This is a genomic window from Bradyrhizobium canariense (assembly GCF_900105125.1).
Lineage (GTDB): Bacteria > Pseudomonadota > Alphaproteobacteria > Rhizobiales > Xanthobacteraceae > Bradyrhizobium > Bradyrhizobium canariense_A.
This window is the reverse complement of the sequence record NZ_LT629750.1, coordinates 1,142,532-1,157,184: the sequence shown is the minus strand read 5'-3', so window position 1 is coordinate 1,157,184 and position 14,653 is coordinate 1,142,532. Positions and strand designations below refer to the sequence as shown.

Sequence of the window (14,653 nt, the reverse complement as noted above, 5' to 3'; positions counted from 1 at the left end):
GCTTTTACAAACGAACCAGCCGCTGCCAGATGCCTTCACAGACCCCCCTGTGAAAGTGGTGCCCCGCCTATCGCATCTCGTCCGGAGCATGGACGCCAAGAACGGCTAACCCTGATGCCAGAACCGAGACGACGCCCTGGACCATCGCCAGTCGCGCCTTGGTGATCTCTGCATCATTATTGATAATGAAGCGTAAATAGGGCAAATCGCGCCCCCTGGTCCATAGCGCGTGAAATTCGCTGGCAAGATCATACAGGTAAAAGGCGATTCGGTGGGGCTCATGTGCCGCCGCCGCCGCGTCAATCAACCGCGGATATAGGGCGAGCTGCCGCAGCAGGCCGAGTTCCGCAGGGTCGGTCAGCCGCTCTACCGCCGCATCGCGGAGGAATACCGCCCGCGCGGCGCTCTCCTCCGGCAGGTCCGGGATGACCTCGCGGGCATTGCGGAAGATCGAATATCCGCGGGCGTGCCCGTACTGGACGTAGAACACCGGATTGTCCTTGGACTGCTCGCGAACCTTGGCGAGGTCGAAATCCAGCACCGCGTCGTTCTTGCGGAACAGCATCATGAAGCGCACGGCGTCGGAACCGACCTCGTCGACCACCTCGCGCAGCGTGACGAAGTCGCCAGAGCGTTTCGACATCTTCACCGGCTCGCCGTTGCGCAACAGCTTGACGAGTTGCACGATTTTTACATCCAGCGCCGCCTTGCCCGACGTGACCGCTTTGACCGCGGCCTGCATGCGCTTGATGTAGCCGCCATGATCGGCGCCCCAGACATCGACCAGATTGCCGAAGCCGCGGTCGAACTTGTCCTTGTGATAGGCGATGTCAGAGGCAAAATAAGTGTAGCTGCCGTCGGACTTGAGCAGCGGGCGATCGACATCGTCGCCATAGGCGGTGGCGCGAAACAGCGTCTGCTCGCGGTCTTCGTAATCGTCAACCGGCGTGCCCTTGGGCGGCGGCAGGCGGCCTTCATAGACGTCGCCTTTGGAGCGCAGATAATCGATCGTTTCGGCAACGCGATTGTTTCCGGTTTCGATCAGCGACCGCTCCGAGAAGAAAACATCATGCTTGATGTTGAGGGCGGCGAGATCTTGCTTGATCATCGCCATCATCATCGCGATCGCCTTGGCCCGCACGGTCGGCAGCCATGCGGCCTCCTTCATCGACAGCAGCTTGTCGCCGTGTTCGGCGGCCAGCGCCTGTCCCACCGGCTTCAGATAATCGCCGGGATAAAGCCCTTCGGGAATCTCGCCGATGTTCTCGCCGAGCGCCTCGCGGTAGCGCAGGAACGCCGAGCGCGCGAGCACATCGACCTGGGCGCCGGCATCGTTGATGTAATATTCCCTGACCACGTCATAGCCCGCGAACGCCAGCAGGCCGGCCAGCGCATCGCCGAATACGGCGCCCCGGCAATGGCCTACATGCATCGGACCGGTCGGGTTGGCGGAAACATATTCGACGTTGATCTTCCCGGCCGCGCCTGCCGGGCTTCCGCCATAGGCATTCCCGGCGCTCAGCACTGCGCGCAACGCGTCCGACCATGCCGCAGGCTTTAGCGTGAGATTGATAAAGCCGGGTCCGGCGACCTCGACGGACGCAATCAAATCATCGGCGCGCAATTTGGTTGCGATCTGCTCGGCGAGATCGCGCGGTTTTGCTTTCGCCTCTTTGGCGAGCACCATCGCGGCATTGGTCGCCATGTCGCCATGCGCGGCGTCGCGCGGCGGCTCGACCACGACACGCGACAGATCGATGCCCGCGGGCCATCCGCTCTCCGTGGCGAGAGCGCTGCAAACCGCGTGCACGCGCGCCAGCACGTCGGCAAAAAGATGCTGTGGGGAGGGTTTTTCGGCCATGGGCCGCCGCCTAACGCAAATCCGGGGTCGAGTCAAAAAGCCGTTGATGCTCGGTCAGCGCAAAACGGTCGGTCATCCCGGCGATAAAATTGCCGATCCGCCGGGCGCGGTCGGTTTCGGTCTCGGCATCCTGGCCACCGGGCGGCAGCCATTCCGGCGGCAGATCGCCGGGCGTCTTCTGATAGCGGGCGAACAGGTCGAACAGGATGGTCTCGGCCTCGCCCATCACCCGCATCACCCGCGGATGCCGATACATGCGATGGTGCAGGAACGATTTGATCTCGGCTTCGGCCTGCGCGACGGGGGCCGAGAATGCGATCAGCATCTCGCCCTGATTGCGGACATCCTCGACCGATCGGGGTTGAGCGATATCGAGGCGCCGGCGCGTCTCCGAGACGACCCCGCCGATCAGATAGGAAATCAGCTCACGCACCAGTTCCGCGCCGCGCCGGTCGTCATCGAGATTGGGATAATCCCCGGCGATTTCGGCGATGATCTCGGCCGTGAGCGGCATCACCTTGAGATCGTCGACCCCGAACAGGCCGGCGCGCAGGCCATCGTCGATGTCGTGGGCGTCATAGGCGATGTCGTCGGCGATGGCCGCGACTTGCGCCTCCAGCGAAGCAAAGCTCCACAATTCCAGATCGTAAATCCCGACATAGTCCGAAATTCCGCAGGGGATGCCGCGTTCGCGATAGCGTCCAAATGCCGCCCCGCTTCGCGCGGTCAGCGGGCCGTTGTGCTTGACGATCCCCTCCAGCGATTCCCAGGTCAGGTTGAGCCCGTCGAACTCGGGATAGCGATGCTCCAGCGAGGTCACCACGCGCAGCGTTTGCGCGTTGTGATCGAACCCGCCATGGGCGCGCAAACAGGCATCCAGCGCCCGCTCGCCCGCGTGGCCGAACGGCGGATGGCCGAGGTCGTGCGCCAGCGCCAGCGTTTCCGTGAGATCCTCGTCGAGACCGAGCTGCCGGGCCAGCGCCCGGGCGATCTGGGCGACTTCCAGCGAATGGGTCAGCCGGGTGCGGTAATGATCGCCTTCGTGGAACACGAACACCTGGGTTTTGTACTTCAGGCGGCGAAAAGCGGTCGAATGGATCACCCGATCGCAATCCCGCCGGAACGGGCTGCGGGTCTTGCTCGGCGGCTCGTCAAATAACCGGCCGCGGCTGCGGTCGGGGTCACAGGCATAGGCCGAACGAGGAGCAGCCATTCCGACCGACACGGTATTTTAGTCCTTATCCATTTGATTCCGTGAGTTTACGCACTTAACTATGTCAGGTGCGGTATACCAAATGAATTGGGTATGACGCCGGTTACCGGAGAGCTTGCGATGACAACAGCCGTGACCATTACTGAGCGGGCAGCCCGTCGCATTGGGCAGATCCTGAAAACCGAAGGCGACGGCGCCATGCTGAGGATCAGCGTCGAGGGCGGTGGCTGCTCGGGCTTTCAGTACAAGTTCGATGTCGAGCATGCGCAGGCGGAGGACGACCTAGTGATCGCGCGCGAAAGCGCCGTGGTGCTGGTGGATCCGGCCTCGGTGCCGTTCCTGGCGGGTTCGGAAGTCGATTTCGTCGATGACCTGATCGGCGCGTCGTTCCGGGTGGTCAATCCCAATGCCACCGCGTCGTGCGGCTGCGGCACCAGCTTTTCCATCTAGAGCATCAGAGCGTTCATGCGCATCGCCACCTGGAACGTCAATTCGGTCCGGCAGCGGCTCGACCATCTCTTGACCTGGTTGAAAGAGTGCTCGCCGGACATTGTCTGCCTGCAGGAAATCAAATGCGTCGATGAGGCGTTTCCGCGCCTTGAGATCGAGTCGCTTGGCTATAACGTCGTCACCCACGGCCAGAAGACGTTTAACGGCGTGGCCCTGCTGTCGAAGCTGCCGTTTGACGAGACCAAATCGGGCCTTGCCGGCGACGACGAGGACGCCCATGCGCGGTTCCTGGAAGGGGTGGTTACGCTAAAGCACGGCGTGATGCGGATCGCGTGTCTCTATCTGCCCAACGGCAATCCGCCCGAGACCGAGAAATATCCCTACAAGCTCAAATGGATGTCGCGGCTTCTTGAGTACTCAAAGCAACGACTTAAGACGGAAGAACCGCTGGTGCTGGCCGGCGATTTCAACGTCATTCCATCAGCCCAGGACGTGCATAACCCGGCGGCCTGGATCAATGACGCGCTGTTCCGCCCGACCACCCGCGAGGCCTTCCAATCGCTGCTAGGGTTGGGACTGACGGACGCGCTGCGAGCCGTCACCGACGCCCCCCGCCAATATACGTTCTGGGATTATCAGGCCGGCGCGTGGCAGAAGAACCACGGCTTGCGCATCGACCATTTGCTGCTGTCGCCGCAGGCCAGCGACCGGCTGATCGATGTCGGGGTGGATAGTTACGTCCGCTCCTGGGAAAAGCCGTCCGACCACGTCCCGGTGTGGGCGGACTTCGATCTCGAAATAGCGTGAACTCCGGATTCTCCCCCGCTTTCAGCTTCAGGCGGGGTGAGAAAAAGCGTCAGTCCCGGCGGCCCTGCACCCAGTGCTCGAGCATTTGCAGCGCTGTCGCCCGGTCGTCATCGGACGCCTTGGTGATCGCTTTATTGTAGCTTTCCTTGATCCAGGTTTCGTCCGGCCCGGCGCTGTCACGCGCCAGCGTCAACCACATCAAGCCGCGGGCGGCCTGACGCGGTAGCTGATCACCATTGAACAGCATCTGACCGAGCAGCGCCTGCGCCTGATGCTGACCCTTTTGGGCAGCGAGGCCAAGCCAGCGGGCTCCATAACGCAGATCGTCGCGTGACGAGCCGGCGTGGAGGTATAGGCGCGCCAGATCATACTGGGCGTCCGCGTTGCCGAAATAGGATGCCGCGTAGGAGAACATTTCCCTCGCCCGTTCGGGATCCTGCTGGATCTTCGAGTTGGGGATGCCGCTGAGGTAGTACCGCCCCAACGCGACAAAGGCATTGGCGACGACCGCGGCCTGCGGAGCCGAGGGACTGTCCTCCGCATGCGCATTGGCGATACGGCTGAAATAGTCGAAGGCCCGAAGTTCGTCCTGGATGACGCCATTACCGCCGGCATACATCCGGCCCAACATCCATTGAGCCCCGGGATTGCCGCGTTCCGCTTGATATTGCAGCGCGGTCAGCGAGACATCGGGCTCTGAAGGCGGGATTGCCTTTTTCAAGGCCATCGCGGCTCCCGGCTGAGCCGCGGCGACAGGAATGGCGGCGTCCTGGTTGACCGGCGCACCATCAAAGGCGAATCCCGGCGCGGCCACCGGCGTGGCCCCTAACATCAACGCAAGAATGATACGCCTAGATGTCCGCATAACACTGTTTCTCGTGCGCACTACCTGGGTGGGTGACCGCACCACCAACCGCCGGCCCGACCTGCTGGGCATACTTCCACAGCGCACCTGACGTATGGTTGGTCTCTCGCGGCTTCCATTTGGTTCGACGATCGGCGAGCTCGGCGTCAGTCAACTTTACGTTAAGAGTCCCGACGACCGCGTCGATTTCGATGATGTCGCCGTCTTGAAGCAACGCGATCGGGCCGCCGATCGCCGCCTCCGGCCCGACATGGCCGATGCAGAAGCCACGGGTGGCCCCCGAGAACCGGCCGTCCGTAATCAGGGCAATCTTGCCGCCCATGCCCTGCCCGGTCAGCGCCGCCGTGGTCGAGAGCATCTCCCGCATACCGGGACCGCCGCGCGGCCCCTCATAGCGGATCACGATGACCTCGCCCTCTTTGTAGGTTTTCTTCTGGACCGCCTCGAAGGCGTCCTCTTCGCGATCGAAGCAACGGGCAGGACCGGTAAATTTCAGGTTCGACATACCCGCGACCTTCACGATCGCACCCTCAGGCGCGAGATTCCCCTTCAAGCCGACGACGCCACCCGTAACGGTGATCGGCTTGTCTGCGGACCGCACCACATCCTGGTGCGGATTCCATTTCACGCTTTTGAGGTTCTCGGCGATTGTGCGGCCCGTCACGGTCAAGCAATCCCCGTGCAGGTGGCCATTATCGAGCAAAGTTTTCATCAGAAGCGGTATGCCGCCAACTTCAAACATGTCTTTGGCGACATAACGGCCGCCCGGCTTCAAATCCGCGACATATGGTGTCTTTTTGAAGATTTCGGCCACGTCAAACAGATCGAACTTGATGCCGCATTCGTTGGCGATCGCCGGCAGATGCAGTGCAGCATTGGTCGAGCCACCGGACGCCGCGACCACCGCCGCCGCATTTTCCAGCGACTTGCGGGTGACGATGTCACGCGGACGGATATTTGCCGCGATCAGCTCCATGACCTTTTCGCCGGCTGCGGTGCAAAACGCGTCACGGATTTCGTAAGGCGCCGGCGCGCCGGCCGAGTACGGCAGCGCAAGCCCGATCGCCTCGGAAACGGTCGCCATGGTGTTGGCGGTGAATTGTGCACCGCAAGCGCCGGCCGACGGACAGGCGACCCGCTCGATTTCGTCCAGGTCGGCATCGGACATCTCGCCGACCGAATGCTTGCCGACGGCCTCGAACATGTCCTGCACCGTGACCTGCTGGCCGCGGAAATTGCCGGGGAGGATCGAGCCGCCATAGATGAAGATCGACGGCACGTTGAGCCGGACCATCGCCATCATCATTCCCGGGAGCGATTTGTCGCAGCCGGCAAGACCGACCAGCGCGTCGTAGGCGTGGCCGCGAATCGTCAGCTCGACCGAATCGGCGATACATTCACGTGAAGGCAGCGATGAGCGCATGCCGTCATGGCCCATCGCGATGCCGTCGGTCACGGTGATGGTGCAGAATTCGCGCGGCGTGCCACCGGCAGAGGCGACGCCCTTCTTGACCGCCTGGGCCTGACGCATCAGCGAGATGTTGCAAGGCGCAGCCTCGTTCCAGCACGACGCCACGCCGACGAACGGTTGGTGGATCTGCTGGGTGGTCAGCCCCATGGCATAGAGATACGAGCGATGGGGCGCCCGTTCCGGACCCTCGGTCACGTGACGGCTGGGCAATCTGCTTTTGATATTGGTCTTGGCGTCCATCGCGAACCTGTTTCCCCAGCCAACTCTTGTTAGACCCGGAAAATACAAACCCTGAACGAGACAGGATCTGCTTCGCCTTCGCGAGCGGTGGCCGTTAGCCTGCGAAGTATGATTTCATAGAGGGGTGTGGCTAAAAAGCGGCGGGGGCCGCGGCCAGCCTGAAAAGGGTTAAATCTTCATCTCTTGTTGCAGCCAAGCAACAATCGTGGCGCGGCGGCAACCCTTTTGCGGCAAATCTCCGGCATTCCCGGATCGATCAAGCGGCCTGTGATACCTTTGAGCTCACGCTTTCCCGGCCAGCGGCGACCGGCAGATGCTCGATCGCCCTTAGTCCCGCTCGGCGGCGCCAGGTAATTTCCGATTCGTCCGTTGCAAGCGTCAGGGCCGGCCAGCGGCGAAACAGAGATTTCAACGCGCAGCGGCCTTCGATGCGAGCGAGCTGATGGCCAAGGCAGAAATGAATTCCGGTCCCGAAGGCAACATGCCGGTTCGGCCTGCGCTGCAGGTCAAGCTGCTCGGGACGAGGATTGGCCTGAGGATCCATATTGGCGGCTGCCAGCATGGCCATGATCTTATCGCCCTTCTTGAGCCTCACTCCGCCAAGCTCGATGTCCTTCCGCACATAGCGCGGCTTGGTGAATTGCACTGGCGAGAGGAAACGCAAGAACTCCTCCACCGCGAGATCGACCCGGCTCCAATCCTGCGCGAGCCAGTCACGCAGATCGGGATTTTTCAGAAGCTCGTGGACCGATCCGCTGATCAGATGCGTGGTGGTTTCGTGCCCCGCAATCAGCAGCAGAAACACCATCGAGACGATTTCATCGCGGCTGATCCGCCCGCCGTCCCGCTCGATGCGCACGATGTCGGCAATCAGCCCTTCTCCGCCACGCTGGCGAACGGTCTCGATGTGATCTTCAAGGTATCGCCTCATCGCGAAAATGTTCGGAAGCATGCTGAGGAAGCCGAGCGAACCGGTGAAGCGCGTGAAGCCGCCAGCCCAGCGGATGAATTTCGGGCGGTCGTCGAGTGGCAGCCCAAGCAGTTCGCAGATCACCGAAAGCGGCAGCTTGCGTGCATAGCGCTCGACCAGATCGGCCGGGCTGCCATCCACGAACAATTCGTCGGCAAGCTCGTCGCCAAGAGTCTGGATGCGCGGCTCTAGCTCGAGCACGGCCCTGCGGCGAAAGGCTTCGTCGACGACGTCGCGCAATCGCTTGTGATCGGGATCGTCCATCGACAGCATGCTGTTCGCCATCGTGCGCACGATGCGCGGCATCCACCAGCGCAATCCGGTCACCGTACCGTTCTCCGTCCGGATCGTGAACGTCTCGCTGTCCTTCAGCACCTGATCCGCGAGCGCCTGTGTCGTTGTCGCCCAGACCCTGCCGATGATCGGAAAATGCACGTCTACGACCGGCCCTTGCGCGCGAACCCTCTCGATCGCGGCAGCAGGATTGCGGAAATAATCCTGGCTGGTGAAATCTACCTGAACCGTCATGAGCGAACCCTCCATTGACGATAGCGGCGCATCTCGATGTGCCGGCTTGCCCCAGCAAATGGGTGGCAGGCTCTGGAAATCCATAGGGATGCGCGCGTCAGTACATAGGCTTCCGGTAGGGAAAGCATATGTCATCATCTCGACGTTAGTTTGATGCGATCCGCAGTTCCGCGTCTTAAGCCTGCCGTGGGATCAGTCGATCTTGACGTTGGCTGCCTTGATCATCGGCCACCATTTCGCAATTTCGGTCTTCTGCCAGGCGCCGAGCGCTTCCGGCGAAAGCTGGTCTTTCGGCGGGATATCAAGCCCGAGATCGCCGAGCTTCTTGCGCACGGCCGCGTCGTTCAACGCCTCCACCGCAGCGCCGTTCAACTTCGTGATGATCTCTTTTGGCGTGCCCTTTGGCACCCACAGACCTGACCACAGCGTCATGTGAAATCCGGGCAGGCCAGCCTCGTCCGTGGTCGGAATATCCGACGCTGATTCGACCCGCTTGTCGGAGGTAACAGCGTAAGCGCGAATCGTCCCGGCGCGAACCTGGCTGATGGAATTGGAGGTCTGGTCGACAATGATATCGAGCTGTCCGGCGACGAGGTCATTGAGCGCCGGCGCCGTGCCGCGATACGGGACATATTGCAGCTTGATGCCGGTGACGTTCTCGAAATAAAGCCCGGCGATATGACTGCCCGAACCGGCCCCGGCAGTGCCGGCGATCGGCGGCGCCGGCTTGGCCCTCAGCCACGCCAGCAACTCCGGAAGGGTTTTGGCCGGCACCGCGTTCTTGCTGACGATGATCATCGGGTTGCTCGGCAACATCACCACCGGCGCGAGATCGGTCACAAGGTCGTAGCCGAGATTGTAGATCGCGCCATTGGCGACATTGGTGCCGAGATGGCCGAAGCCGACGGTGTAGCCGTCAGCGGGCGCACGCACCACGCGCCCGACCCCGAGTGATCCGCCGGCACCGGTGACGTTCTCGATCATGATGGTCTGGCCGAGCGCCCGCTGCATGCGCTCGGCCATGATCCGCGCCATCGCATCCGACGGGCCGCCCGCCGAGAACGGCACTATGATGGTGATAGGGTGAGACGGGAAATTGTCCGCGAGCGCGTTGCCAGCGAACGCAAGCAGCGCCAGAACCGCGGTGAATACCGCTCTTCGCATAGCACTCCTCCCTGGCGGCTGCGCTATCACAGCCTTGGCATCCGACGCGTTGGCTCGCGCCGCTTATAGCTTGGCGTAATCGATTGGCTGATGACGATCGAGCGTGCGCGTTACCGGCGGCAGCGGATATTTAAGCCCGGTCGCGCAATTGAACAGCATGACGCGATCGTTTTTGCTGACGCGGCCGTCGGCCAGGCTTTGCTGGTAGGCCGCATAGGTCGCAGCTCCCTCCGGGCATAACAACAGGCCTTCTTCGCGCGCGACTTCGTTGAGCGCCGCCGAGATTTTATCGTCCGATACCGCAATCGCGAAACCCTTGCTCTCGCGCACCGCGCGCAGAATAAGAAAATCCCCGACCGCCTGCGGCACGCGAATGCCGGACGCGATGGTGTGGGCATCCTCCCAGCGCGGCGCGTGCTCGGTGCCGTTCTCGAAGGCGCGGACCATCGGCGCGCAACCCGCCGCCTGCACCGCGACCATGCGCGGCCGCTTGGAGCCGATGAGGCCGATAGCCTCGAGTTCAGCGAAGGCTTTCCACATGCCGATCAGGCCAGTGCCGCCGCCGGTCGGATAGAAGATCACGTCCGGAACGTCCCAGCCGAGCTGTTCAGCGAGTTCAAGCCCCATCGTCTTCTTGCCTTCGATCCGATAGGGCTCCTTCAGCGTCGAGGTATCGAACCAGCCGGCCTTCGCCTTGCCCTCGCCAACGATCTTGCCGCAATCGTCGATCAGGCCGTTGACGCGGTAGACGGTCGCGCCCTGCAGCTCGATCTCGCTGACATTCACTTCCGGCGTATCGGCGGGACAGAAGATCGTGGTCTTGATGCCGCAACTGGTGGCGTAGGCCGCGAGCGCCGCACCGGCATTGCCATTGGTCGGCATCGCCATGTGCTTGATGCCAAGCGCCTTGCCCATCGACACTGCCATCACGAGACCACGCGCCTTGAATGAGCCGGTCGGCAGCCGCCCTTCATCCTTCACGATGATCTCGCCGCCGCCGAGTTTCTTGCCGAGCTTGGGCAGGCGGATCAGCGGCGTCGTCACTTCACCGAGGCTGACGATGTCAGCGCATTTTCGTACCGGAAGCATTTCGCGGTAGCGCCACAAATCAGCCGGGCGCTGCGCCAGCGCGTCCTTGGTCAGCGCTTTCTTCACGCCGGCCAGATCGTAACGCACCAAAAGCGGCTTGCCGGCTTTCGACAGATTGTGGATCTGGTCGGCCGCATAATGATCGCCTTCCATCGAGCATTCGAGATGGGTCACGAATGTCGGACGCTCGATCGTCAGATTGTCATTGTCTTTCACGGATTCAGTCTCGCTCGTTTGTCGTTGCGGCATGATCCTGCCGGAAACGGTTTCCTCCCCAGGCGAGGCCTGAGGCCGTGCTTTTCGGTATCGTGCCCTAAATGTTCAGGACTCGGCCATAGGCGTCCAGCACCGCTTCCTTCATCATTTCGGACAAGGTCGGGTGCGGGAACACGGTGTGCATCAGCTCTTCTTCCGTGGTCTCCAGGTTCATGGCGACCACGTAGCCCTGGATCAGCTCGGTGACTTCGGCGCCGATCATATGCGCGCCGAGCAACTGACCGGTTTTCTTGTCAAAGACCACCTTGACCAATCCCTGGTCCTCGCCCAGCGCAATCGCCTTGCCGTTGCCGACGAACGGGAAACGGCCGACGCGAATCTCGCGGCCGCCTTCTTTCGCTTTTGCTTCGGTGAGACCAACCGATGCGACCTGCGGATTGCAGTAAGTGCAGCCGGGAATCAGGAGCTTGTCCATGGCGTGCGGATGCAGGCCCTTGATGGCCTCGACGCAGATCACGCCCTCATGCTCAGCCTTATGCGCCAGCATCGGCGGGCCCGCGACATCGCCGATGGCGTAGATGCCCGGAACGTTGGTCTTGCAATAGCCGTCGATCACGATACAGCCGCGGTCGGTTTTGACGCCGAGCTTCTCCAATCCCAGATTCTCGATATTGCCGACCACGCCGACGGCCGAAATCACCCGGTCGAACTCGACCGTTTGCGGCTTGCCCTTGCCATCGTCGATGGTGGCGACGACGCTGTCGCTGTTTTTCTCGAGCTTCATCACCTTGGTGTCGGTGAGAATCTTGATGCCTTGCTTCTCGAACCGCTTGCGCGCCAGGCCCGCGATCTCGGCATCCTCGACCGGGAGGATCTGCGGCAGCACCTCGACCACCGTCACGTCGGCGCCCATGGTGTGGAAGAACGACGCGAACTCGATGCCGATCGCGCCGGAGCCCACCACCAGCAGCGACTTCGGCATCTTGTCCGGCACCATCGCTTCAAAATAGGTCCAGATCAGTTTCTTGTCGGGCTCAAGTCCCGGCAGCACGCGCGGCCGCGCACCGGTGGCGATGATGATGTGCTTGGCCTGATAGGCGCCCTCGCCCAGCGCACCCTTCGGCGCCTCGGCCGCGGATTTCTTCACCGTGATCTTGCCGGGCGCGTCGATCGAAGCGTCACCCCAGATCACCGTGACCTTGTTCTTCTTCATCAGGAAGCCGACGCCGTCGTTCAGGCGCTTCGAGACGCCGCGCGAGCGCTGCACCACCGCTTTGGGGTCGAACGACACGTTGTCGGCAGAAAGACCGTAATCCTTCGCATGCTGCATATAATGGAAAATTTCCGCTGAGCGGAGCAGCGCTTTGGTCGGGATACAGCCCCAGTTCAGGCAGATGCCTCCGAGATAGGATTTCTCGACAATCGCGGTCTTGTAGCCGAGCTGGGCTGCACGAATGGCCGTGACGTAACCGCCGGGGCCAGAACCGATGATGATGATGTCGAAGGGTGTATCGGCCATTTCAGGCTCCCGTTAGCTCAAGCGATCGTCTGCGACCGCCGCGTCGATTCAAGGTGCTCAATGCTCATGTGGAAGCGGCTTTCGCAAGCCTAGTCTGCCGCGACAGGTATATATGCAGGATCAGCCATTGTGCCAGCGCGACGCTCCACAGCGGAACGAACATCTGCACCATGCCCACGCTTTCGCGCAGCCAGTCGATGCGATGGACGCCGTTGTCGATGAGACCGAGAACGACGACCAGAAACGGCACCAGCAACAGGATATAAAGTACGCGCTTCAGCCGCCGCTCGCGATTCCGGCGCCAGACGGCAAGGCCGTAGAGGATCATTCCCAGGATCACGTAGATGGCGGTCAGCAGCAGCCGGAAGGCCTCGCCCAGGCCGCGGCCGGCGGCATCGTCCCAATCCGGCAGCAGCGACACCGCGGCATGGGCGGCCACACCGGAAATGGCGGAAATGACAAAGGCCAGGATGAAAATTCCCGCGAGCCGCATGACGCCCTTAGCAATCAACGAGGGAAGGCTCACGCATATTGCGCGATACCATTGCCGAACGACCAGTTTTCCTTGGCGACTTCAACCAGGTTGATGAAGACATCTTCTTTGCGCAGACCCGGCTCGGCCGCCAGCAATTCCGCGATGCGCGCGAACAATGCTTTCTTCTGTTCGACGGTGCGGGTGTTGTTGGCGGTAATCTGAATGATGACCAGATCGTCCGTCCGCGGGATATCGAGATAGGTCCTGCTGAACTGGAATTCACTCTCATCGTGTTGGGACACGACGACGAAGCGGTCTCCCTCCGGCACGCCAAAGCTTTCGCGCATCGCTTTGTAGACGCCCTCCCCGATCGCCCGCTTGTAGTCGGCGGACTTTCCCCGGCGCAACGCAACGCGGACGAGCGGCATCCCTACACCATCATCATGACCGGATTTTCGATCAGCATCTTGAAGGCGCCGATCAGTTCCGCGCCCAGTGCGCCGTCGACCGCGCGATGATCGCAGGACAGGGTCACGCTCATGATGTTGGCGATCTCGATCTTGCCGCCTCTCACCACCGCACGCTCCTCGCTGGTGCCCACCGCCAGGATAGTGGCGTGCGGCGGATTGATCACGGCCGTGAAATCCTTGATCCCATACATACCGAGATTGGATATCGCCGTGGTGCCACCCTGATATTCCTCGAGCTTGAGTTTGCGCGCCCTCGCCCGCGCCGCGAAATCCTTCATCTCGCCTGAAATCGTCGACAGTGATTTCGTCTCGGCGCTTCGAATGATCGGGGTGATCAGGCCGCCGGGCATCGCAACCGCGACGCCGATATCGGAATGCTTGTGCTTCAGCATGCCGCCGTCGGTCCAGCTGACGTTGCAATCGGGAATGCGTTGCAGCGCGACCGCCATCGCCTTGATGACGAAGTCGTTGACCGAAAGCTTGTAGAGCGGCTTCTTCTCCTTGTCCTTCGGCGCGGAGGCATTGATCTCCTCGCGGGCCGCCAGCAGCTTGCCGATATCGCAGTCGATCGTCAGGTAGAAATGCGGAACCGTCTGCACCGACGCCGTCAGGCGCTGGGCGATGGTGCGCCGCATGCCGTCATGCGGCACGATCTCGTAGCTGCCTGGTTCGAACAGCGCGAGAATCTGTTTGTCCGACATCGACTGCGCCAGCGCGGGTGCGCCGGCCGGTGCAGCAGCAGGTGCCTTCAGTCCCTTGCCGGATTTCGCCTCTTCGACGTCGCGCGCGATAATGCGGCCATGCGGACCGCTGCCATTGATGCGCGCAAGCTCGATGCCGGCCTCCTTGGCGAGGCGTCGGGCCAGCGGTGAGGAAAACGTGCGGTCGTGGCCGTTGGCCTGCGGCGCGGACGGCTTGGCCTGAGCCGGTGGCGCAGAAGCCGGCGCCGGTGCTTTCACCGCAGCCGGAGGCGCTTCTTGCTTCGGAGCTTCCGCTTTGGCTTCGGGCTTCGCCTCGGATTTGGCTTCGGCCTTTGGTTGGGGCGCAGCGCCTGCGGCTTTGACGTCTTCGCCATCGCCGGCGAGCACCGCGATCACGTCGTTCACGGCAACGTCCTGGGTACCTTCCGGCACGACGATCCTGGCCAGCGTGCCTTCATCGACCGCTTCGACCTCCATGGTCGCCTTGTCGGTCTCGATCTCCGCGATCACGTCGCCGGACTTGACCTTGTCGCCTTCTTTCTTGAGCCACTTGGCAAGGTTTCCCTTTTCCATCGTGGGCGACAGCGCAGGCATAAGAATGTTGGTTGGCATTG

General features: G+C 62.0%; 13 protein-coding genes. 2 read left to right on the top strand and 11 right to left on the bottom strand.

Annotated elements, in window-relative coordinates; translation table 11 throughout:
* Positions 1–67: 67 nt before the first annotated feature.
* The gene (gene argS, locus BLV09_RS05745) at positions 68–1,861 is read right to left on the bottom strand and encodes an arginine--tRNA ligase (RefSeq protein ID WP_146686598.1); all 1,794 of its coding nucleotides are present in this window, start codon (positions 1,859–1,861) and stop codon (positions 68–70) included.
* Between the two features lie 10 nt (positions 1,862–1,871).
* A complete protein-coding gene (locus BLV09_RS05740) occupies positions 1,872–3,086 on the bottom strand; it encodes a deoxyguanosinetriphosphate triphosphohydrolase (RefSeq protein WP_146686597.1) in 1,215 nt (404 codons plus the stop codon).
* A gap of 108 nt (positions 3,087–3,194) precedes the next feature.
* Here BLV09_RS05740 and erpA point away from each other — a divergent pair, with 108 nt between their 5' ends.
* Both erpA and xth read left to right on the top strand, forming a co-directional pair.
* The gene (erpA, locus tag BLV09_RS05735; RefSeq protein ID WP_100386888.1) at positions 3,195–3,524 is read left to right on the top strand and encodes an iron-sulfur cluster insertion protein ErpA; all 330 of its coding nucleotides are present in this window, start codon (positions 3,195–3,197) and stop codon (positions 3,522–3,524) included.
* A 15-nt stretch (positions 3,525–3,539) separates the two neighbouring features.
* Entirely contained in the window at positions 3,540–4,331 is a 792-nt protein-coding gene (xth, locus tag BLV09_RS05730) for an exodeoxyribonuclease III (protein WP_146686596.1), read from the top strand.
* A gap of 49 nt (positions 4,332–4,380) precedes the next feature.
* On the opposite strand, the gene BLV09_RS05725 is transcribed toward xth, so the two are convergent.
* The 9 genes from BLV09_RS05725 to BLV09_RS05685 form a co-directional block, all read right to left on the bottom strand.
* Positions 4,381–5,196 carry a tetratricopeptide repeat protein gene (locus tag BLV09_RS05725; RefSeq protein WP_146686595.1) on the bottom strand — a complete coding sequence of 272 codons (816 nt, stop codon included), beginning with the start codon at positions 5,194–5,196 and terminating at the stop codon, positions 4,381–4,383.
* Positions 5,183–6,907: a dihydroxy-acid dehydratase gene (ilvD, locus tag BLV09_RS05720; RefSeq protein ID WP_146686594.1), complete on the bottom strand. Its 1,725-nt coding sequence runs from the start codon at positions 6,905–6,907 to the stop codon at positions 5,183–5,185. The genes BLV09_RS05725 and ilvD overlap by 14 nt, the downstream gene beginning before the upstream one ends.
* 256 nt (positions 6,908–7,163) lie before the next feature.
* Positions 7,164–8,405, bottom strand: coding sequence for a cytochrome P450 (locus BLV09_RS05715; RefSeq protein WP_146686593.1), 1,242 nt, complete (start codon positions 8,403–8,405; stop codon positions 7,164–7,166).
* 192 nt (positions 8,406–8,597) lie between these two features.
* Positions 8,598–9,569 carry a tripartite tricarboxylate transporter substrate binding protein BugD gene (locus BLV09_RS05710; RefSeq protein ID WP_146686592.1) on the bottom strand — a complete coding sequence of 324 codons (972 nt, stop codon included), beginning with the start codon at positions 9,567–9,569 and terminating at the stop codon, positions 8,598–8,600.
* 63 nt (positions 9,570–9,632) lie between these two features.
* Positions 9,633–10,874: a threonine synthase gene (locus BLV09_RS05705; protein WP_146686591.1), complete on the bottom strand. Its 1,242-nt coding sequence runs from the start codon at positions 10,872–10,874 to the stop codon at positions 9,633–9,635.
* 97 nt (positions 10,875–10,971) lie between these two features.
* A complete protein-coding gene (gene lpdA, locus BLV09_RS05700) occupies positions 10,972–12,393 on the bottom strand; it encodes a dihydrolipoyl dehydrogenase (RefSeq protein ID WP_146686590.1) in 1,422 nt (473 codons plus the stop codon).
* A 64-nt stretch (positions 12,394–12,457) separates the two neighbouring features.
* Positions 12,458–12,886 (bottom strand): hypothetical protein, encoded by a 429-nt coding sequence (locus BLV09_RS05695; RefSeq protein ID WP_167558631.1) that lies wholly within the window; start codon positions 12,884–12,886, stop codon positions 12,458–12,460.
* Positions 12,887–12,915: 29 nt separating this feature from the next.
* Entirely contained in the window at positions 12,916–13,296 is a 381-nt protein-coding gene (locus tag BLV09_RS05690) for a tautomerase family protein (protein WP_146686588.1), read from the bottom strand.
* Between the two features lie 2 nt (positions 13,297–13,298).
* Positions 13,299–14,651 carry a pyruvate dehydrogenase complex dihydrolipoamide acetyltransferase gene (locus BLV09_RS05685; protein ID WP_146686587.1) on the bottom strand — a complete coding sequence of 451 codons (1,353 nt, stop codon included), beginning with the start codon at positions 14,649–14,651 and terminating at the stop codon, positions 13,299–13,301.
* Between the last annotated feature and the right edge of the window lie 2 nt (positions 14,652–14,653).

Excerpts from the sequence above, each read along its gene's own strand:
- argS (WP_146686598.1), bottom strand. The coding sequence starts at position 1,861 with ATGGCCGAAAAACCCTCCCCACAGCATCTTTTTGCCGACGTGCTGGCG.
- erpA (WP_100386888.1), top strand. The coding sequence starts at position 3,195 with ATGACAACAGCCGTGACCATTACTGAGCGGGCAGCCCGTCGCATTGGG.
- xth (WP_146686596.1), top strand. The coding sequence starts at position 3,540 with ATGCGCATCGCCACCTGGAACGTCAATTCGGTCCGGCAGCGGCTCGAC.
- BLV09_RS05725 (WP_146686595.1), bottom strand. The coding sequence starts at position 5,196 with ATGCGGACATCTAGGCGTATCATTCTTGCGTTGATGTTAGGGGCCACG.
- ilvD (WP_146686594.1), bottom strand. The coding sequence starts at position 6,907 with ATGGACGCCAAGACCAATATCAAAAGCAGATTGCCCAGCCGTCACGTG.
- BLV09_RS05715 (WP_146686593.1), bottom strand. The coding sequence starts at position 8,405 with ATGACGGTTCAGGTAGATTTCACCAGCCAGGATTATTTCCGCAATCCT.
- BLV09_RS05710 (WP_146686592.1), bottom strand. The coding sequence starts at position 9,569 with ATGCGAAGAGCGGTATTCACCGCGGTTCTGGCGCTGCTTGCGTTCGCT.
- lpdA (WP_146686590.1), bottom strand. The coding sequence starts at position 12,393 with ATGGCCGATACACCCTTCGACATCATCATCATCGGTTCTGGCCCCGGC.
- BLV09_RS05695 (WP_167558631.1), bottom strand. The coding sequence starts at position 12,886 with ATGCGGCTCGCGGGAATTTTCATCCTGGCCTTTGTCATTTCCGCCATT.
- BLV09_RS05690 (WP_146686588.1), bottom strand. The coding sequence starts at position 13,296 with ATGCCGCTCGTCCGCGTTGCGTTGCGCCGGGGAAAGTCCGCCGACTAC.
- BLV09_RS05685 (WP_146686587.1), bottom strand. The coding sequence starts at position 14,651 with ATGCCAACCAACATTCTTATGCCTGCGCTGTCGCCCACGATGGAAAAG.